17 protein-coding genes are annotated in these 20,085 nt (G+C 61.4%); 12 read left to right on the top strand and 5 right to left on the bottom strand.

Going from position 1 to position 20,085, the window contains the following annotated elements:
* Positions 1-78: 78 nt before the first annotated feature.
* From rsmA to L8I05_RS23750, 4 genes are read right to left on the bottom strand one after another with little or no spacing between them, the layout of a single operon-like run.
* Positions 79-891, bottom strand: coding sequence for a 16S rRNA (adenine(1518)-N(6)/adenine(1519)-N(6))-dimethyltransferase RsmA (gene rsmA, locus L8I05_RS23765; RefSeq protein ID WP_197626593.1), 813 nt, complete (start codon positions 889-891; stop codon positions 79-81).
* Positions 888-1,877: a 4-hydroxythreonine-4-phosphate dehydrogenase PdxA gene (pdxA, locus tag L8I05_RS23760; protein ID WP_242171751.1), complete on the bottom strand. Its 990-nt coding sequence runs from the start codon at positions 1,875-1,877 to the stop codon at positions 888-890. Before pdxA ends, rsmA begins: the two co-directional genes overlap by 4 nt.
* A complete protein-coding gene (locus L8I05_RS23755; protein ID WP_177017949.1) occupies positions 1,874-3,208 on the bottom strand; it encodes a peptidylprolyl isomerase in 1,335 nt (444 codons plus the stop codon). Before L8I05_RS23755 ends, pdxA begins: the two co-directional genes overlap by 4 nt.
* The gene (locus L8I05_RS23750) at positions 3,189-6,023 is read right to left on the bottom strand and encodes an LPS-assembly protein LptD (RefSeq protein ID WP_242171749.1); all 2,835 of its coding nucleotides are present in this window, start codon (positions 6,021-6,023) and stop codon (positions 3,189-3,191) included. The genes L8I05_RS23755 and L8I05_RS23750 overlap by 20 nt, the downstream gene beginning before the upstream one ends.
* A gap of 130 nt (positions 6,024-6,153) precedes the next feature.
* On the opposite strand from L8I05_RS23750, the gene L8I05_RS23745 reads away from it, so the two are divergent.
* From L8I05_RS23745 to L8I05_RS23735, 3 genes are read left to right on the top strand one after another with little or no spacing between them, the layout of a single operon-like run.
* Positions 6,154-7,179, top strand: a complete 1,026-nt coding sequence (locus L8I05_RS23745; protein ID WP_242171748.1) for a phosphotransferase — start codon at positions 6,154-6,156, stop codon at positions 7,177-7,179.
* On the top strand, positions 7,176-7,850 hold the full coding sequence (gene murU, locus L8I05_RS23740; RefSeq protein WP_159960353.1) for an N-acetylmuramate alpha-1-phosphate uridylyltransferase MurU: 675 nt from the start codon (positions 7,176-7,178) through the stop codon (positions 7,848-7,850). Before L8I05_RS23745 ends, murU begins: the two co-directional genes overlap by 4 nt.
* 1 nt (position 7,851) lies before the next feature.
* On the top strand, positions 7,852-8,619 hold the full coding sequence (locus L8I05_RS23735) for a TerB family tellurite resistance protein (protein WP_177017951.1): 768 nt from the start codon (positions 7,852-7,854) through the stop codon (positions 8,617-8,619).
* A gap of 145 nt (positions 8,620-8,764) precedes the next feature.
* Here L8I05_RS23735 and L8I05_RS23730 read toward each other — a convergent pair whose 3' ends face one another.
* Entirely contained in the window at positions 8,765-9,739 is a 975-nt protein-coding gene (locus tag L8I05_RS23730; RefSeq protein ID WP_242171747.1) for an alpha/beta hydrolase family protein, read from the bottom strand.
* Positions 9,740-9,816: 77 nt separating this feature from the next.
* Between L8I05_RS23730 and L8I05_RS23725 the strand changes: the two genes are divergently transcribed.
* The 9 genes from L8I05_RS23725 (at position 9,817) to L8I05_RS23685 (ending at position 20,081) form a co-directional block, all read left to right on the top strand.
* On the top strand, positions 9,817-11,811 hold the full coding sequence (locus L8I05_RS23725) for a transporter substrate-binding domain-containing protein (RefSeq protein WP_242171746.1): 1,995 nt from the start codon (positions 9,817-9,819) through the stop codon (positions 11,809-11,811).
* Positions 11,812-11,829: 18 nt separating this feature from the next.
* A complete protein-coding gene (locus L8I05_RS23720) occupies positions 11,830-12,459 on the top strand; it encodes a response regulator transcription factor (RefSeq protein ID WP_049711271.1) in 630 nt (209 codons plus the stop codon).
* Positions 12,460-12,787: 328 nt separating this feature from the next.
* On the top strand, positions 12,788-13,900 hold the full coding sequence (locus L8I05_RS23715; RefSeq protein ID WP_242171745.1) for an ABC transporter ATP-binding protein: 1,113 nt from the start codon (positions 12,788-12,790) through the stop codon (positions 13,898-13,900).
* Between the two features lie 43 nt (positions 13,901-13,943).
* Entirely contained in the window at positions 13,944-14,984 is a 1,041-nt protein-coding gene (locus L8I05_RS23710; protein ID WP_159960344.1) for an ABC transporter substrate-binding protein, read from the top strand.
* 108 nt (positions 14,985-15,092) lie between these two features.
* Positions 15,093-16,325, top strand: coding sequence for an ABC transporter permease (locus L8I05_RS23705; RefSeq protein WP_242171744.1), 1,233 nt, complete (start codon positions 15,093-15,095; stop codon positions 16,323-16,325).
* Positions 16,326-16,337: 12 nt separating this feature from the next.
* Positions 16,338-17,162: an ABC transporter permease gene (locus L8I05_RS23700; RefSeq protein ID WP_242171743.1), complete on the top strand. Its 825-nt coding sequence runs from the start codon at positions 16,338-16,340 to the stop codon at positions 17,160-17,162.
* Positions 17,163-17,358: 196 nt separating this feature from the next.
* Entirely contained in the window at positions 17,359-18,507 is a 1,149-nt protein-coding gene (locus L8I05_RS23695) for an iron-containing alcohol dehydrogenase (RefSeq protein WP_177017954.1), read from the top strand.
* A gap of 84 nt (positions 18,508-18,591) precedes the next feature.
* Positions 18,592-19,266, top strand: a complete 675-nt coding sequence (gene rpe, locus L8I05_RS23690; protein WP_003194703.1) for a ribulose-phosphate 3-epimerase — start codon at positions 18,592-18,594, stop codon at positions 19,264-19,266.
* Positions 19,263-20,081: a phosphoglycolate phosphatase gene (locus tag L8I05_RS23685; RefSeq protein ID WP_177017955.1), complete on the top strand. Its 819-nt coding sequence runs from the start codon at positions 19,263-19,265 to the stop codon at positions 20,079-20,081. The genes rpe and L8I05_RS23685 overlap by 4 nt, the downstream gene beginning before the upstream one ends.
* Positions 20,082-20,085: the final 4 nt, after the last annotated feature.

Genomic DNA, 20,085 nt, shown 5'->3' with positions numbered 1-20,085 from the left:
CGCGAATGCAGTGTGTCAGTCACTGCATGTTTGGCTGAGCCACCGCCATCGCGGGCAAGCCCGCTCCCACAGTGCCGCTTATTCCGCGGTCGGCGCAGGCTGGATGGCGAGCTGGTCGGCCAGGCGCACGAACGCAGCCAGGTCCAGTTGCTCGGGGCGCAGGCTGCCATCGACGCCGGCGGCCTCGATCTCGGCGTTGCTCAGCAAGGCCTTGAGCGTGTTGCGCAGGGTCTTGCGGCGCTGGTTGAACGCTTCACGCACCACACGCTCCAGCAGCTTGTGATCCTTGGCCGGGTGCGGCAGCACGGCGTGAGGCACCAGGCGCACGATGGCCGAGTCGACTTTCGGCGGCGGGTTGAAAGCCCCAGGGCCGACGTTGAACAGGTGCTCTACGCGGCAATGGTACTGAACCATGATCGACAGACGGCCCCAATCACCTCCGCCAGGGCCCGCCGCCAAACGCTCAACCACCTCTTTTTGCAGCATGAAGTGCATGTCGCGGATGATCCCGGCGTTGTTCAGCAGGTGAAAAATCAGCGGCGTGGAGATGTTGTAAGGCAGGTTGCCCACTACCCGCAGGCTATTGGGCGCGGCATTGAGGCTGTTGAAGTCGAACTTCAGCGCATCGCCCTGGTGCAGGTTGAAATTGGGCTTGTCGGCGAACTGCTGGTTGAGGATCGGGATCAGGTCCTTGTCCAGCTCCACCACGTCGAGTTGCCCGCCACTGGCCAACAGGCCTTGGGTCAAGGCACCCTGGCCCGGGCCGATTTCCAGCAGGCGGTCTTCGGGCTTGGCGTGGATGGAGCGCAGGATACGGTCGATGACGCCAGCGTCGTGCAGGAAGTTTTGCCCGAAGCGCTTGCGCGCCCGGTGTTGGTAATGCTCAGTCATATACGGGTCTCGGCCATCTGATAGGCGGTTTCCAGGGCCACGTGCAGGCTGCCGGTATCGATCTTGCCGCTGCCCGCCAGGTCCAGGGCTGTGCCATGGTCGACGGAAGTACGGATGATCGGCAGGCCCAGTGTCACGTTGACTGCGGCGCCAAAGCCTTTGTATTTCAGCACGGGCAGCCCCTGGTCATGGTACATCGCCAGCACTGCGTCGCAGTGCTCCAGATACTTGGGGGTAAACAGAGTGTCGGCAGGCAGTGGGCCACGCAGGTCCATGCCTTCTTGGCGCAGGCACTCTAATGTCGGTTCAATAATGTCGATTTCTTCATGGCCCAAATGGCCGCCTTCACCGGCGTGCGGGTTAAGCCCGCAGACCAGGATGCGCGGCTGGGCAATGCCGAATTTCTGTTGCAGGTCGCTGTGCAGGATCCGTGTAACGCGCTCCACGCGCTCGGCGGTGATGGCGTCGGCGATATCGCGCAACGGCAGGTGCGTGGTCACCAGGGCCACGCGCAGGCCGCGTGTGGCCAGCATCATCACAACTTGGGCGGTGTGGGTCAGCTCGGCGAGGAATTCGGTATGCCCGGAAAAGACGATACCGGATTCGTTGATCACGCCTTTGTGTACCGGGGCGGTGATCATGCCGGCGAAGTCGCCGTCGATGCAGCCTTGACCGGCGCGCGTCAGGGTTTCCAGTACAAATGCCGCATTGGCCTTGTTCAGTTGCCCGGCAACCACCTTGGCTGCAAGCGGGGTGTCCCAAACGTAAAGGCTGCCCGCAGGTGCCGGCAGGTCGGGCCAGTTGCCCGGCGCCACGTCCAGCAGAGTGACAGCCACACCCAGCTGCGCGGCCCGCTCAAGGAGCAGGTCGCGGCTGGTAATGGCAATCAGGGGGTGTGGCTGAGGGTGCGAGGCGAGCAGCAGGCACAGGTCTGGACCAATGCCGGCCGGCTCGCCGGGTGTTACCGCGAAACGCTGGGGTTTCACTGTGCTGCCTGGTCGGTGCCTGTTTGCTCGGCGCCTGGCAGCTTGATTTCTACGTAGGCTTCGTCACGGATCTGACGCAACCAGGTCTGCAGCTCTTCATCGTATTTGCGGTTACGCAACACGGTCAGTGCTTGTTGCTCGCGGGCCTGAGTGGTGTTGTCGGTGGCGCGACGGCCAAGGACTTCCAGTACATGCCAGCCATATTGGGTCTTGAACGGCTTGGACAGAACGCCTTGCGGCGTATCGGCCATTACTTGCTGGAACTCAGGCACCAAGGCTTTCGGGTCGATCCAGTTCAGGTCGCCACCGTTGAGGGCCGAACCTGGGTCTTCCGAGAAACTCTTGGCCAGGGTGGCGAAGTCTTCACCGCCTTCGATGCGGTCGTAGATCTTCTGGGCCAGTTCCTTGGTTTGCGCCTCGGTACGGATTTCGCTTGGTTTGACCAGGATGTGACGAACATGCACCTCGTCTTTCAGCGAGGTCTCGCCGCCGCGTTTACCCAGTAACTTGAGAATGATGAAACCGCCTGGCGTGCGTGCTGGCTGGGTGATTTCACCTGGCTGCATGGCGCTCAGTTCACGGTCAAACGGAGGTGGCAATTGCGCGGCTTTACGCCAGCCCATGTCACCGCCGTCCAGGGCGTTGTCGCTACCCGATACGGCAATCGCCGTCTGGGCAAAGTCTGCACCGGCTTTCAGGCGGTCATACACGGCCTGGGTTTTTGCGGCGGCTGCATTGAGCTGCTCGGCGTTGGCGCTGTCCGGTGTCGGTATCAGGATGTTGGCCAGGTGCAGTTCTTCAGAAAGCTGCATCTTGCCCAGGTCCGATGCCAGGAAGTTCTTCACTTCCTGCTCGGACACCTGAACTCGCTCGGCCACACGGCGCTGACGCACACGGCTGATGATCATTTCGCGGCGGATCTGGTCACGTGCGTCCTCATAGGACAAACCGTCGTGAGCCAGAGCGGCGCGGAACTGGTCAATGCTCATGTTGTTGCGCTGGGCGATGGTGCCAACAGCCTGGTTCAGCTCTTCGTCCGAGATACGGATGCCGGAACGATCGCCGATCTGCAGTTGCAGGTTTTCAACGATCAGGCGTTCCAGCACCTGTGGGTCCAGCACGCTGGTAGGCGGCACGCCGCCACCACGCTTGGCGATGGTTTGCTGAACTTCCTTGACCCGTTGGTCCAGTTGGCTCTGCATGATCACGTCGTTATCGACGATGGCCACTACCTTGTCCAGCTGTTGAACCGCAGCGTGTGCCGATACGGTTCCCAGGAACAGCGCGCCCAGCACTAGCGGGCGCAAGCAATCAGAAAGCTTGGTCTTCACGTTCACGATAACCTTCAATGCCTTTGTCGAGGAAGCTCTCTACCTTGGCGCCGGTCAGGCCGCCGAGTCCTTTGAGGACGATCTGGAAGAAGAGCCCGTGGTCACCCTTTTCGTTAAGCGGGGCGATCTGGCTGTATTCGTCGTTGGAAACCCAGTAACGGTTGATGACGCGCAGTTTCCAGCAGCAGTTGTCGTACTCGAAACCACCGAAGGCTTCCAGGGTACGGTTGCGGGCATAGTCATACTGCCAGCGGGTGATCAGGTTCCACTGAGGAATGATCGGCCACATCATCGAGAAGTCGTGTTGCTGGATTTTGTAGTAATCCTTCACGAAGTTCGCTTGGCCCGGGGTGCCGTAGTCGCCACCGAACTGCCATTTGCCGGTCAGCTGGTTGTACACCACCTGGTCGTTGCGATAGCGGTAACCGAGGTTGACAACCTTGTTGGGGTTATCTTCCGGCTGGTAGTGGAACATCGCGCTGCCGGAGCGAGGGCTGTGGCTTTCGGTGTCCCAGTTGTAATCGGCAGTGGCGCGCCAATCACGGTTGAAGCGGAACTCGTAGTCCAGTGCGATCGGCGACACATCGGTATTTGCGTCGGCGCGGTCGGACGCCAGGATACCTGGCAGTTGAACCTGGCGATCCTTGAAGTACAGCGCCTGGCCCACGGACACGCGTTGACGCTCGAAGCCGTTCTCTTCGATCCAGCGGCTGGTCACGCCCAAGGACAGCTTGTTCTCGTCGCCGATCCGGTCGTTGCCGCTGAAGCGGTTGTCGCGGAACAGCGAGGCATAGCTGAACGAGTATTCACTGGTGTCGAACACCGGGATATCGCTCTGGTCCTTGTTCGGGACATAGAGGTAGTACGCGCGCGGTTCCAGGGTCTGGCGATAGTCTTTGCCGAACCAGTTGGTGTTGCGGTCGAAGTACAGGCCGCTGTCTACACTGGCGATCGGAATGGCGCGGTCTTGTGAGCTCTTGAAATCGCCGCCAGCGTAAGGGTTGGCCGCTGTCGCGTTGTTTCGATCAAAAATGATCTGGTCCTTGCCGGTAGAGTCCAGGTCAAGATCGTACTTGGTGTAAACGTACTTGAGCTTCGGCGTAATAAAACCGTAAGTCCAGTTCATCGGGTATTCGACGGCCGGTGCTACGTTCAGACGAGTACCGTTTGCGCGGGTTAAGCCCCTCACATATTCGTCCAGGCGTTGCTCACCCAAACTGCCGTCTGCATTAACTGGGCCGCCGTTTTCGTCGAGAACCCTGCCGCTTCTGAGGTCCCGGTCAAACCGGACGGCTTCAGTCTCGTAGGTAAAGTTCACGCCAGCCGGGTGGTACGGCAACATCCCGTTGAAGGTGATCTGCGGTAGCCGGTTATACGGAGTGATCTGGGAAATCGTCGCCAGTTGGTACGCCTGCAGGTTCAAACGAGCCTGGTAGCTGTCGCCGCGATAGGTCACGGAGCCCTGCTGGTTGACGAAGTCCTGGGTCTGGATGCCTTCCTGGTAGGACTTCAGGTCCTGGTAGTAGAAAGGATCGCTGATCTTGGTGTAATCGACCTGGGTCGACAGACGTGAATCCAGCCCGCCCTTATGCTGCCAGTTGAGCATGTAGCGAGTTTTTTCGTAGTCGGTCTGTTTTTTCCGCTCGTCGCTGTCGTCGTTCAGGTACGCGCCGCCGAACTGGCCTTCGCTGGATTTGGTGAGGTAGCGGAATTCGCCTTCCATCAACAAACCGCGCTTGGTCATGTACTGCGGGTACAACGTGGCGTCGTAGTTCGGTGCCAGGTTGAAGTAGTACGGCGTAACGAGCGTGAAGCCGGTTTCGCTGCCGGTGCTGAAGCTCGGCGGCAGGAAGCCGGATTGACGACGGTCGTCGATCGGGAAATAGATATACGGGGTGTACAGGATCGGAATGTTCTTGATCCGCAACGTCGCGTTGGTCGCCGTACCGAAACCGGTGGCCGGGTTCAACGTGATGTTGTTGCCTTTGAGCTGCCAGGCGTTGCTGTCCGGCTCGCAGGTGGTGTACGTACCGTCCTTGAGACGGATGATCGCGTTTTCGGCACGCTTGGCGTACAGCGCGTTACCGCGGATACGCGACTTGTGCAGCACGTATTCGGCGTTGTCGATCTGGGCGGCACCGGTGTCGAGCTGGACCTGGGCATGGTCGCCCACGATCAGGGCGCCGTTGTCGCGCAGACGGACGTCGCCGTTCAGCTCGCCACGGTTCTCGGCCTGATACAGGCTGGCTTCCTGAGCCTCCAGCTGCATGCTGCCCTGGCGCATGACGACGTCACCGGCCAGGGTTGCCACTTGCTGTTCCTGCTCGTAACGAGAGGCCTTGGCACCGATAAAGGTCGGCGCATCGCTCTTGTTCGTCTTGTCGTTCATGCCAGGACGCATCGGCTCGATGTACGCGCCGGAGCAATAAGGACCGGTTTCGGCCAGCTGGGCTGCGGTCAGCTTCTCGCGAGGCACCCAGTCCAGGTGGCTGTAGTCGGCGCTGCGCGCACGCAGGCCCCGGCCCTTGGCTTCGGTGACCAGCGCGGTCTTCGGTTCAGCCTCGGCGCTGCCGCCAGCCTCGGCTTGCGCCGTGCTGTTGGCCGAGCTGACGGCTGCGCCGTCATGCACCGGGCGTGGTGGCAACGGGGCTGCGGCCGTTTTTGGCGCGCAATCCCAGGCACCCGAAGCAGAGACTGAGCAGTCATACTGTTCCGCGGCGACCACGAATGAGGTGGCGAAAGGTTGCATGGCCAGCAGACTGCCGGTTACCAGCAACGGAAATTTTCTACGAAACGCGGGGGATTTCAATGCCATCTTATTAGTCCGGGCTTCCTGCGTGCCATCTGCCCGCGGTTTGGGCCGCACGCCTCTCGATGGTCTGAAAAAGATGCGTGATAATAAAGCATGACCCGCTTGACGGCTAGCGCCGTCGGAGACCCTTGTAATGCCCGAGCAAGATCTACGTTTACAACAGCTGAAAGTCTGGCTGGATGAGCAGTTGCCGATCCTTTTCAACGCTCAGGACTGGGGTGCCGTACCACCGGCCACATTGACCGCAGCCAGCAGCGACGCGAGTTTCAGGCGTTATTTCCGCTGGGAGGGCGGCGGTCGAACCTTCGTCGTAATGGACGCGCCACCCCCCCAGGAAAACTGCAAACCTTTCGTCGATATCGCTGATTTACTCGCGAAATCAGGAATAAATGTGCCAAAAATTTATGCAGAAGATTTGCCGCGCGGCTTTCTTTTGCTTAATGACCTGGGCAGAAAAACCTATCTGGACGTGATTGACGAGCAAAACGCCGACCAATTGTTCGCCGATGCCATCGATGCGCTGCTGGCTTTTCAGCAATTGCCGATGGACACGCCGCTGCCCAGCTATGACGTCGCGTTGCTGCGCCGTGAGCTGGAACTGTTTCCTGAATGGTACGTTCGCCGGCATTTGGGTATCGAGTTTGATGCACAGCAGCAAGCCTTGTGGCAGCGCGTCAGCGATCACTTGATCGACAGCGCCCTGGCCCAGCCTAAAGTGCTGGTGCATCGCGACTATATGCCGCGCAACCTGATGATCAGCGAACCGAACCCTGGCGTGCTGGATTTCCAGGATGCGGTCTACGGCCCAGTCACCTACGACATCACCTGCCTGTTCAAGGACGCGTTCCTCAGCTGGCCGAAAGCGCGCGTACGCGAGTGGCAACGTGGCTATTGGGAACGTGCCGGGCAACTGGGCATTCCCGTGCAGGCCGATTTCGAAGAGTTCCAGCGTGCCAGCGACCTGATGGGCGTGCAGCGTCACCTCAAAGTTATCGGTATTTTCGCGCGCATCTGCCATCGCGACGGCAAGCCACGCTACCTGGCCGACGTACCGCGTTTCTTTGCCTATATAGAAGCAGTGCTGGCAGACCGCCCTGAGTTGGCTGAGCTGGGCGAACTGTTTGCCAGCCTGCGCGAACCCGTCGAGGCGGGCGTATGAAGGCCATGATCCTGGCGGCGGGCAAGGGCGAGCGGATGCGTCCGCTCACGCTGCACACGCCCAAGCCGCTGGTGCAGGCGGGTGGCAAGCGGCTGATCGAGTATCACCTTGAAGCGCTGGCCAAGGCCGGTTTCAGCGAAATCGTGATCAACCATGCATGGCTCGGCCAGCAGATCGAAAGCTACTTGGGCGACGGTGCGCAGTTTGGCCTGCGTATCCAGTATTCGGCCGAAGGCGAACCTTTGGAAACCGGCGGCGGGATTTTCCAGGCCTTGCCGTTGCTGGGCGACGAACCGTTCCTGGTGGTCAATGGCGATATCTGGACCGACTACGACTTCACCCAGCTGCGCCGGCCGCTTCAAGGCCTGGCCCATCTGGTGATGGTCGATAACCCGGCGCATCACCCTTCAGGCGGCGATTTCTACCTGGACCAAGGGTTGCTTCATGATGCAGCGCCCGGTGCCGATAACCTGACCTTCAGTGGCATTTCAGTGCTCGACCCGCAATTGTTCGCGGGTTGCAGTGCCGGTGCCTTCAAGCTGGCGCCGCTGTTGCGGGCGGCGATGGCCAAAGGTCTGGTAACGGGGGAACACATGGCGGGACGCTGGATTGATGTCGGCACGCTGGAGCGCCTGGCGCAGGTCGAAACCTTGCTGACTGCGGAGCAATAAGATGTTGTGGCCAGGGACACTGATCGGTGCCGGGGCTGGCTTTGCCATTGCCAGTATTCCGGGGGCCTTGTTGGGGGCCTTGTTGGGGCAGGCGTTGGATCGCCGTCTTCAACTGCAAAGCTGGGCGCAGCTGCGCGAACGCCTGGGCGGGCGCCCGGCGCTGCGCAACGATGAATTGTTGTTCGTGCTGTTGGGGCGCCTGGCCAAGAGTAATGGCCGAGTGGTGGACGGGCATATCCAACAGGCGCGCCAGGAAATGCGTTCGCTGGACATGACCGAGTCCGCCCAGCGCCGGGCAATTACCGCATTCAATCGGGGTAAATCCGGTTCCGACCGGGTGCGCACTTATCTGCGTGTGCTCAAGGCTCAGCCCCATGCCGCGGAAGGTGTGTTGCGTGCGTGTTGGCGCATGGCCTGGGCGGATGGCAAAGCGGATCACGCCGAACGCGACTTGATCGACCTGTGGGGCAAGTGGCTCGGCTGGACGCCACAACAGTTGCAGGCGCTGGCGGCCGATTACGTGCAGGAACGCAAGCCATTGGCCACTCGCGGCGGAGCCTATCAGGACGCGATGCGGATTCTGGGGGTAACGTCGACCACCGAGCCGACCGTGATCAAGCGTGCCTATCGCCGCCTGCTCAGCCGCCACCATCCGGACAAGATAGCCGGCACAGGTGCCAGCCCCGCCCAAGTGCGCGAGGCGACCGAGCGAACCCGCGAGTTGCATAACGCCTACGCGTTGATTCGCGAGCGCCGGGATTTTCGCTAGCCAATACCCTTTGAAAGTGACAAACCCTTCTATTGTGGGAGCTGGCTTGCCTGCGATAGCGGGCTGTCAGTGACAACTGTTTAGCTGACACACCGCTATCGCAGGCAAGCCAGCTCCCACAGTTAATTGGGTTGCCAGGCCAAAATCATTCAGACGCAGCCTGTGGGCTCAACCACCCGCGAACCCGCCGGTACAACTGCTCCTGCTCAGCCGAACTGTTGCCGGGCAAGGTCTTGAGTGACACCTGCTTGTAACCCTCATTCTTGCCACGCTTGGCGGCCTGGACCCGCGCCAGTGCGTTTTTGCGCTCCAGGGCACCGTCTTGGTAGAAAACATCCGCCGTTGGCACTTTCAGCGCCGGGGCCAGTTGTTGCAGGTCCGGTTGCCGGGCAGCAGGCGTCTTGCCGGCCACCATTACAAACTTCTGCACCTGGGACGGTTGTTTCTCGCTCAGGTAACGCGCCGCCCACCAGGCGCCCGTGCCATGGCCGAGCAGCACCACGCTGCGTGCGCTTTGGGTTTGGGCGAAGGCGACGGCGGCGTCGATGCGGTCGAAAATGCGCTTGGCGTCAGTCTTGTCCTGCTCATCGGCGCCCGGCACCACTGCCGGGTCGGTGCCTTCGGCTTCGGCGCTGGCGGCTTGCTCAATCGGTTTGGCGGCGGTGCTGCCGTCCTTGCTGCTGGTGTCGACGGCGGCTTTAGGCGATTCCATAACGCGCGGTGGCAAGGTGTCGACGTTCACGTCCGGCAGCGACAGGCTCAGCGTGCCCCAGTTGGCGTCGGGCAATTTGCGTCGCAGCGGGGCGATTGCTTGCGGCCAGTCAGCACTTTCGCCGGCGCCCGGCACAATAATCACCACGCCTTCGGGCTCGGCGCTGTTGGCCGGTTTCCACAAGGCCAGGAAGGAGTCGCTGCCGGCCTGCAGTTGTTGCTGCTCATGCTGCGGAATTTGCCGCTCAAGGGCGCTGGCTTCTTCCTGGCTGCGCTCGGGCAGCGGTTGGCGTTCAGCCGGTTTTTCGGCGGCGGGCGCGGGGGCGTCGGCGGCCTGAACAGAAAAGGCGCTGGTAAATAGCAGCGACAGGCACAATGCTGGCAGTGCCGAACGGTGGATAAAGGGCATCGTTAATTCCCGGCCAGAAGTGATTCCAGCAGCCTAATGGGTTGGTCAGTATTTGTCAGTGATGTGAGACGTGGATCATGGTTTATCGCTGTCTGCTGGTTATCGGCTGTCTGTGCTTTGCCTTGATGGCGAATGCCGCGCCTGCGCCTGCCGCACCGCAAGCGCAGCTCAATGCACAACAGCGTGAGTGGCTGGCCCAGCACCCGCAATTGCGCGTGGGCCTGGTACTGCAAGCGCCGTACGCGCAATACGATCGGCGCCTGCAGCGCTTGTCCGGGGCCAATGTGGAGTTGATGCAGTGGCTGGCCAAAGCGCTGAATATCGAGCTGACCTGGCGCAACTTCCCCAGCCAGGAGCAGCTCGAAGCCGCCGTGCGTGACGGTGAGGTGGATATCGCCCCGGGCCTGCAACAAACCCCGGCCGGCTTGCGTCTGTGGCTGTTCACCGACCCTTATATGCGCGTGCCCCAGCATATCGTTGGGATCCGCGAGGGCGGCGGCGCGGTGGAACTGGAAAAACTCGATGAGTTGTCTCGCGTGGCCGTGCGCATGCCCAGCGCGGTGGCCGATTACCTGCGCAGCACCTATCCCAACCTCAACCTGCAAGGCGTGCCCATGGAGCGCCAGGCCCTGCAATTGTTGGTGAGCCAGCAAGCGCGTTATGCCGTGGTGGATGAGGCGCAGTTGAGCCGCTTGTCCGGTGAGGCCGAGTTTGCCGGGCTGGCGGTGGTCGGTGATATCGGCTTGCCGCAGTTGCTGCGCGTGGCCACCCGTCGTGAGTGGCCGGAACTGGCGAGCATCATGCAAAGCGCCTTGCGCGCGATACCCGCCCGCGACCTCGATCAACTGCACAGTCGCTGGCTGCAACCCAAATACCCACGGCTGAGCGAATCTCCGGGCTTGTGGCAAAACCTCAGCCTGCTCTTGGCGATGTTCTTGCTCGCCAGCCTGGCGGTGGTGTTTTGGCAGCGCCGTCAGCAACGCAGCCTGGAACACGGCCTGCTGGCGGCCCGCGAAGAAAGTGCCGCCCGCGCCGCCGGTGCAGAGGCGTTGCGGTTGACGCAGTTCTCTATCGACCAGAGTACGGTCGGCATCCTGTGGGTCAATTGGGACAGCCATGTGCGTTACGCCAACCGTGCTGCCGAAACCATGTTGGGCTTTGGCCCTGGCGCATTGATCGAGCGACCGCTGATCGAGGTTGACCCGACCTTGAACATGGACCGCTGGCTCAATGTATGGAAGCGCGCGCGTGCCAGCGAGGACGGCCCGCAAACCTTCGCCACCGATTGCGTGCGCGCCGACGGCAGCATCCTGCCGGCCGATGTGTCACTGAGTTTTCTGCGTTTTGCCGACGGCGAATACCTGGTGGTTTACCTCAATGACGTCACCGAACGCCGCCGTTATGTGGCTGCATTGCAGCAGAGCGAAACACAATTGCGCGAGCTGTCGGCTCACCTGGAAACCGTGCGCGAAGAAGAAAAGGCGCGTATCGCCCGTGAAGTGCACGATGAGCTTGGGCAGATGCTCACAGTGCTCAAGCTGGAAACCTCAATGTGCGAGTTGGCCTATGCGCAACTGGACCCAGGCCTGAACGAGCGCTTGCACAGCATGAAACGCCTGATCGCCCAGCTGTTCCAGCTGGTCCGGGATGTGGCCACCGCACTGCGCCCGCCGATTCTCGACGCCGGCATTGGCTCGGCTATCGAGTGGCAGGCCCGTCGCTTTGAAGCCCGCACGCAAATCCCTTGCCTGGTGCAAGTCCCGGATAACCTGCCGGCCCTCAGCGATGCCAAGGCCATCGGCCTGTTCCGTATCCTGCAGGAGGCGCTGACCAATGTGATGCGCCATGCCCAGGCGCATACTGTCGAGCTGACGTTGAGCGTTGAAGGCACCGAACTGCGGTTGACCATCAGCGATGACGGCGTCGGCTTCATCGAAACCCAGGGCCGCCCGGTATCTTTTGGCGTGGTGGGTATGCGCGAGCGCGTGCTGATGATTGGCGGCCGATTGAGCCTGCACAGCGAATTGGGCGAGGGCACCACCTTGAGTGTCACGGTGCCGTTGGATGCATAACGATAAGAGGAAGCCCCTGTGATTCGCGTATTGGTAGCCGAAGACCACACCATTGTCCGTGAAGGCATCAAGCAATTGATCGGCCTGGCCAAAGACCTGTTGGTGGTCGGCGAGGCCAGCAATGGCGAACAGTTGCTGGAAACCTTGCGCCATGTGCCGTGCGAGGTGGTGTTGCTGGATATCTCGATGCCCGGCGTGAATGGCCTGGAAGCGATTGCGCGGATCCGGGCACTGAATAACCCGCCGGCGATTCTGGTGCTGTCGATGCACGATGAAGCGCAAATGGCCGCCCGCGCGCTGAAAGTCGGCGCGGCGGGCTATGCGACCAAGGACAGTGACCCGGCGCTGTTGCTCACGGCGATTCGCAAGGTCGCGGCGGGCGGGCGTTATATCGACCCGGACCTGGCCGACCGCATGGTCTTTGAAGTTGGTCTCACCGATACGCGGCCCCTGCATTCGTTGTTGTCGGAGCGCGAGTTCTCGGTGTTCGAGCGTTTGGCCCAGGGCGCCAACGTCAACGATATCGCCCAGCAGTTGGCGCTGAGCAGCAAGACCATCAGCACTCACAAGGCGCGGTTGATGCAAAAACTCCATATCACCTCCCTGGCCGAGCTGGTGAAATACGCCATGGAACACAAACTCCTATAACCCCCTCGATCGTTCCCACGCTCCGCGTGGTAACGCCTCTTATGACGCTTTGCGTCACGCTTTGCGACGCAGAGCGTCCTGGGCTGCATTCCCACGCGGAGCGTGGGAACGATCTTCTACAGGTGCGCGTATCTGTTTGCGACATAGGCTTTGCCGGCAGACGCTGACGATTGCCGCCGCACTGTTCTGTGCCCGCCATCGGTGTAGGGCGATCCCTACCCCAAACCTTCCATCCGGCTGATGTGATTCTCTCCTGGCCCCCGATTTTCGGGGGCTCGCGCCTGGACTACGCTTGTTCCACAGCAGTCCAAAACAAAAAGGTGCGGGTATGAGCGAGGTGGATTCAAATGATGTGCTGGTCAGCTTTCGTGGCGTGCAGAAGAGCTACGACGGCGAGAACCTGATCGTCAAAGACCTCAACCTGGAGATTCGCAAGGGCGAGTTCCTCACCCTGCTCGGGCCGTCCGGTTCGGGCAAGACCACCAGCCTGATGATGCTCGCCGGTTTCGAGACGCCGACCGCCGGGGAAATCCTGCTGGCCGGACGTTCCATCAACAACGTGCCGCCGCACAAGCGTGACATCGGCATGGTGTTCCAGAACTACGCGTTGTTCCCGCACATGACCGTGGCCGAGAACCTGGCCTTCCCGCTGTCGGTACGCGGCTTGAGCAAGACCGACGTCAGCGAGCGGGTCAAGCGCGTGCTGAGCATGGTCCAGCTCGATGCCTTCGCTCAGCGTTACCCGGCGCAACTCTCCGGCGGCCAGCAGCAGCGCGTTGCGCTGGCGCGGGCGCTGGTGTTCGAACCGCAACTGGTGCTGATGGACGAACCCCTCGGCGCCCTCGACAAGCAACTGCGCGAACACATGCAGATGGAGATCAAGCACCTGCACCAGCGCCTGGGCGTGACCGTGGTGTACGTGACCCACGACCAGGGCGAAGCCTTGACCATGTCCGACCGCGTGGCCGTGTTCCACCAGGGCGAGATCCAGCAGATCGCCGCGCCGCGCACCTTGTACGAAGAGCCGAAAAACACCTTTGTCGCCAACTTTATTGGCGAGAACAATCGCCTCAATGGCCGGCTGCACAGCCACACCGGCGAGCGTTGCGTGGTGGAGCTGGCGCGGGGTGAGAAGGTCGAGGCACTGGCGGTGAATGTCGGCCATATCGGCGGCCCGGTGACTCTATCGGTGCGCCCGGAGCGGGTCAGCCTCAATGGCTCCAGCGAATCCTGCGTCAACCGCTTCTCTGGGCGGGTGGCGGAATTTATCTACCTGGGCGACCACGTGCGTGTGCGCCTGGAAGTCTGCGGCAAGGCCGATTTTTTTGTGAAACAACCGATTGCTGAGCTGGACCCAGCCCTGGCAGTCGGCGACGTGGTACCGATTGGCTGGCAAGTCGAGCACGTTCGCGCACTCGACCCACTTCTAGAGGCGAATTAATCGCCCCATGGCTTCACCAACCCTGCACGTGGAGAGAACAACAATGTTGAGATCCCTTAAATATTCCGCCCTGGTCATCGGCTTGATGGGCGCGACACAGGCCATGGCAGGCCCGGACCTGACGGTCGTGTCCTTTGGCGGCGCGAACAAGGCGGCCCAGGTCAAGGCCTTCTATGCACCGTGGGAAAGCGCGGGCAACGGCAAGATCGTCGCCGGTGAGTACAACGGTGAAATGGCCAAGGTCAAAGCCATGGTCGACACCAAGAGCGTGTCCTGGGACCTGGTGGAGGTGGAATCGCCGGAACTGTCCCGTGGCTGCGACGAAGACATGTTCGAGCCGCTTGACCCGAAACTGTTCGGCAATGGCGCCGACTACGTCAAGGGCGCGATTCAGCCCTGCGGCGTGGGCTTTTTTGTGTGGTCCACCGTGCTGGCGTACAACGCCGACAAGCTGACCACTGCACCGACCAGTTGGGCGGATTTCTGGGACACCAAGAAATTCCCGGGCAAGCGTGGCCTGCGCAAGGGCGCCAAGTACACCCTGGAATTCGCCTTGATGGCGGACGGCGTGGCGCCGAAGGACGTGTACAAAGTGCTGGCCGGTAAAGACGGCCAGGACCGTGCGTTCAAGAAGCTGGATGAACTCAAACCGTCGATCCAATGGTGGGAAGCCGGTGCACAACCGCCGCAATACCTGGCCTCGGGTGACGTGGTGATGAGCTCGGCCTACAACGGCCGCATCGCCGCCGTGCAAAAAGAAAGCAACCTGAAAGTCGTGTGGAACGGCGGCATCTACGACTTTGATGCCTGGGCCATTCCTAAAGGCCTGGCCAAGGACCGCGCCGAAGCGGCGAAGAAGTTCATCGCCTTCTCGGTGCAGCCGCAGCAGCAGAAGACCTATTCGGAAAACATCGCCTACGGCCCGGCGAATACCCAGGCCGTGCCGTTGCTGGCCAAGGATGTGCTCAAAGACATGCCGACCACGCCGGAGAACATCGCCAACCAGGTGCAGATCGATGTGAGCTTCTGGGCGGATAACGGCGAGCAGTTGGAGCAGCGCTTCAATTCGTGGGCGGCCAAGTAACCCTGCATAACCCTCTCTGAGAAAGCAGGCTTGGGTGGGAGCTGGCAAGCCAGCTCCCACCCAAAGCCAGGCCTACAGGGAATCCTTAGAAGCGTTCCGGAGTTTGCCATGGTTATCGCCATTCCCAGCCCCACCCTCAAGCAGCGCCTGGCGCGTGCCGAGCGGCTCAATCGCTGGAAGGCCCAGGCCTTGATTGCGCCGCTGGTGCTGTTTTTGCTGCTGGTGTTCCTGGTGCCGATTGTTGCGCTGCTCTACAAAAGTGTCGGCAACCCGGAAGTGGTGGGCGGCTTGCCGCGCACCGTGGTGGCGGTCAAGACCTGGGACGGCCGTGGTTTGCCGGGCGAGCCGGTGTACCAGGCACTCAGCGACGACCTGGGCGAAGCGCGCAAAAACCAGACCTTGGGCGACCTGTCCAAACGCTTGAACATGGAACTGGCCGGCTACCGTAGCCTGCTGACCAAAACCGCGCGGGCGCTGCCGTTTACCGAAGTGCCGGCCTCTTATAAAGCCGCGTTGGAAAGCCTCGACGAACGCTGGGGCGACCCGGCGTACTGGCAGGCGATCCGGCGCAACACCAGCAGCCTCACGCCGTATTACCTGTTGGCGGCCGTCGATCATCGCATCGATGACCTCGGCGAAGTGGCCCCGGCCACGCCGGACCAGGCGATCTACCTGGACATCTTCGCCCGCACCTTCTGGATGGGGCTGGTGATCACCTTCGTTTGCCTGCTGCTGGCCTATCCATTGGCCTACCTGCTGGCCAACCTGCCGGCGCGCAAAAGCAACCTGCTGATGATTCTGGTGTTGCTGCCGTTCTGGACCTCGATCCTGGTGCGAGTGGCGGCCTGGATTGTGCTGCTGCAATCCGGTGGCCTGATCAACAGCGCGTTGATGGGCATGGGCCTGATCGATAAACCCCTGGAGCTAGTGTTCAATCGTACCGGGGTCTACATCTCGATGGTGCACATCCTGTTGCCGTTCATGATTCTGCCGATCTACAGCGTGATGAAAGGCATCTCGCCCACTTACATGCGCGCGGCGATTTCCCTGGGCTGCCATCCGTTCGCCAGTTTCTGGCGTGTGTATTTCCCGCAAACCTATGCCGGTGTCGGCGCCGGTTGCCTGCTGGTGTTCATCCTGGCGATTGGTTACTACATCACCCCGGCGCTGCTCGGCAGCCCGAACGACCAGATGGTCAGCTACTTCGTGGCGTTCTACACCAACACCAGCATCAACTGGGGCATGGCCACGGCGTTGGGCGGCTTGTTGCTGCTGGCGACGGTGGTGCTGTACCTGATCTACAACCGGCTGGTAGGCGCCAGTCGCCTGCGCCTGAGCTGAGGAGAATTGGCAATGCTGAGCCCTTATATGTCACCCGTGGAACGGGTGTGGTTCTACAGCTTGCGGATCCTGTGCGGCTTGATCCTGCTGTTCCTGATCCTGCCGGTGCTGGTGATTATCCCGCTGTCGTTCAACAGCGGCAGTTTCCTCGTGTACCCGCTGCAAGGCTTCTCGCTGCACTGGTATCAGGACTTCTTCGCCTCGGCCGAATGGATGCGTGCGCTGAAGAACAGCATCATCGTCGCCCCGGCGGCCACGGTGCTGGCCATGGTGTTCGGCACCCTGGCGGCGATTGGCCTGACGCGCGGCAACTTCCCCGGCAAGGCGCTGGTGATGGCGCTGGTGATTTCGCCGATGGTGGTGCCGGTGGTGATTATTGGTGTGGCCAGTTACCTGTTCTTTGCGCCGCTGGGGTTGGGCAACAGCTTCTTCTCGCTGATCGTGGTGCACGCGGTGCTGGGCGTGCCGTTTGTGATCATCACTGTGTCGGCGACCTTGCAAGGCTTCAACCATAATCTGGTGCGCGCGGCGGCCAGCCTGGGTGCGTCGCCGCTGACGGCGTTTCGCCGGGTGACCTTGCCGCTGATCGCGCCGGGGGTAATTTCCGGGGCGCTGTTTGCCTTCTCGACCTCTTTCGATGAAGTGGTCGTGACGCTGTTTCTCGCCGGCCCTGAGCAAGCGACCCTGCCTCGGCAGATGTTCAGCGGCATCCGCGAAAACCTCAGCCCGACGATTGCCGCGGCGGCGACGTTGTTGATTGCCTTCTCGGTGCTGTTGTTGCTGACCCTTGAATGGTTGCGCGGGCGCAGCGAAAAGTTGCGCACCGCCCAAGCGTAACGGTCGGAGCCGGATCAAATGTGGGAGCTGGCTTGCCTGCGATAGCATCACCTCGGTTTGCCTGTGACACCGAGCTGCCCGCATCGCAGGCAAGCCAGCTCCCACATTGATCGTGCCATTCAGTGGGTGAATAGTTCACAACCGAAAATCCCCAGCTACTCTTGTGCCAGCCCATCATTAATAAGAGGCCGCGCACATGAGTACCTCCTCATTCAAGATCGCCCACAAACTGCTGACCGGCGCTGGCGCCATCGAACAGCTGGCCTTTGAACTCACGCGCCTGGATGTGGATAACCCGCTGATCGTCACCGACGCCGCGCTGGTCAAGTCCGGCACCGTGGCGCTGGCGCTGGAACACCTGGGCGAGCGCCCCTATGAAATTTTCGACCGCGTGCTGCCCGACCCGGAAATCGCCATCGTCGAAGACTGTATGCGCGCCTACCGTGAAGGCGGGCATGACGGCCTGATCGGCCTCGGTGGCGGCAGCGCCATCGACATTGCCAAGAGCGTCGCCGCTTATGCCGGTTACCACGGCGAACTGGCGGACTTGTTCGGCGTCGACCAGGTGCCACGCAAAGGCCCGCCGTTGATCGCCATCCCGACCACGGCCGGCACCGGCTCGGAGGTGACCAATGTGGCGATCCTCTCCGACAAGGTCGCCCAACTGAAGAAGGGTATCGTCAGCGATTACTTGCTGCCGGACGTCGCGCTGATCAGCCCGCAAATGACCCTCACGTGCCCGCGCAGCGTCACCGCCGCCAGTGGCGTCGATGCGTTGGTGCATGCCATCGAATCCTACCTGTCGCTGAATGCCTCGCCGATCACCGACGCCCTGGCGATTGGCGCGATCAAGCTGATCGCCAGGGCACTGCCCAAGGCTTACGCCAACCCGGCCAACCTGCAGGCCCGCGACGACATGGCCACCGCCAGCCTGATGGCCGGCATGGCGTTCGGCAATGCCGGCGTGGGCGCGGTGCATGCCTTGGCGTACCCGTTGGGCGGGCGTTTCAATATCGCCCATGGCGTGAGCAATGCGCTGTTGCTGCCCTACGTGATGCACTGGAACAAGCTGGCGTGTGTGGAGCGCATGCAGGACATTGCCCAGGCCATGGGCGTGAATGTCACGGGGTTGAGTGTCAACGACGCCGCCGACCAGGCCGTCGAGGCGATGACGCGACTGTGTGCCGCAGTCGAGATCCCGGCAGGCCTGCGCAGCTTCGGGGTGCCCGAGGACGCAATCCCGGCCATGGCCACGGAAGCGGCGGGCATTGAGCGCCTGATGCGCAACAACCCGCGCAAGCTCAGCGCGGCGGATATCGAGAAAATCTACCGGGCTGCGTATTAACCGTTGAGTTAGGTCACGGTGCGCGCAGCAAAGCATGAGGTATACAATGCGCGCCATCGTGATTTAGCTCAAAAAAGGTGCGTCATGCAGCCCTTCGTTATCGCTCCATCGATTCTCTCCGCCGACTTCGCCCGCCTGGGTGAGGAAGTGGACAAGGTATTGGCCGCCGGTGCCGACTTCGTGCACTTCGACGTCATGGACAACCACTATGTGCCCAACCTGACCATCGGCCCGATGGTTTGCGCGGCGCTGCGCAAGTACGGCATCACGGCGCCGATCGATGCGCACCTGATGGTCAGCCCGGTGGACCGTATCGTCGGTGACTTCATTGAGGCCGGCGCGACCTACATCACCTTCCACCCGGAAGCCACGCTGCACGTCGACCGCACCCTGCAACTGATCCGCGAAGGCGGCTGCAAGGCGGGCCTGGTGTTCAACCCGGCCACGCCGTTGAGCGTGCTTGAGTATGTGATGGACAAGGTCGACATGGTCTTGTTGATGAGCGTCAACCCGGGTTTCGGCGGGCAGAAGTTCATCCCCGGCACCCTGAACAAGCTGCGTGAAGCCCGTGCGCTGATCGATGCGTCCGGGCGGGATATCCGTCTGGAAATCGACGGTGGCGTCAACGTCAACAATATCCGTGAAATCGCTGCCGCTGGCGCTGACACCTTCGTGGCCGGTTCGGCGATCTTCAACGCCCCTGACTACCAGGCAGTCATCGACAAGATGCGTGCCGAACTGGCGCTGGCGCGTCCATGAGCGGCTTTGAGCAGCTGTTCCCCGGCAAACTGCCACGGCTGGTGATGTTCGATCTGGACGGTACGTTGATCGATTCGGTGCCCGACCTGGCAGCAGCGGTGGACCAGATGCTGCTCAAGCTGGGGCGCAAGCCGGCGGGGATCGAGTCGGTGCGCATGTGGGTCGGCAACGGTGTGCAGATGCTGGTGCGCCGTGCTTTGGCCAACAATATTGATGCCGAAGGTGTCGATGAAGTGGAAGCCGAACACGCCCTGGAACTGTTCAATGCCGCCTATGAAGACGGCCACGAACTGACCGTGGTTTACCCCGGTGTGCGTGACACGCTCAAGTGGCTACACAAGCAGGGCGTGGAAATGGCCCTGATCACCAACAAACCGGAGCGCTTCGTCGCGCCGCTGCTGGATCAGATGAAGATCGGCCGTTATTTCCGCTGGATCATCGGCGGCGATACCTTGCCGCAGAAAAAGCCCGACCCGGCAGCGCTGTTCTTTGTGATGAAGATGGCCAATATCCCGGCCTCGCAGTCGTTGTTTGTCGGTGATTCGCGCAGTGATGTGCTGGCCGCCAAAGCCGCCGGTGTGCAGTGCGTGGCCTTGAGCTACGGCTATAACCATGGCCGGCCGATTGCCGAAGAGTCGCCGGCGCTGGTGATTGATGACCTGCGCTTGCTAATCCCCGGTTGCTTGGGAGCGGGCGCTGAGATAACGTTGCCCGACATCGAACCAACCCCTTCTGGAAACGCCATCGTGGTGGTCACTCGCAAACTCTGGATGAAAGTCATTAAGGCCCTGGCCCGCTGGCGTTGGCGCGCCTGACTGA

It is taken from the genome of Pseudomonas sp. MONT-RG-20F-20-E-7-02 (genome assembly GCF_022662395.1).
In the GTDB taxonomy this organism is placed as follows: domain Bacteria; phylum Pseudomonadota; class Gammaproteobacteria; order Pseudomonadales; family Pseudomonadaceae; genus Aquipseudomonas.
Note: the sequence above shows the minus strand (reverse complement) of the source record. Positions and strands in the feature narration are given on the sequence as shown.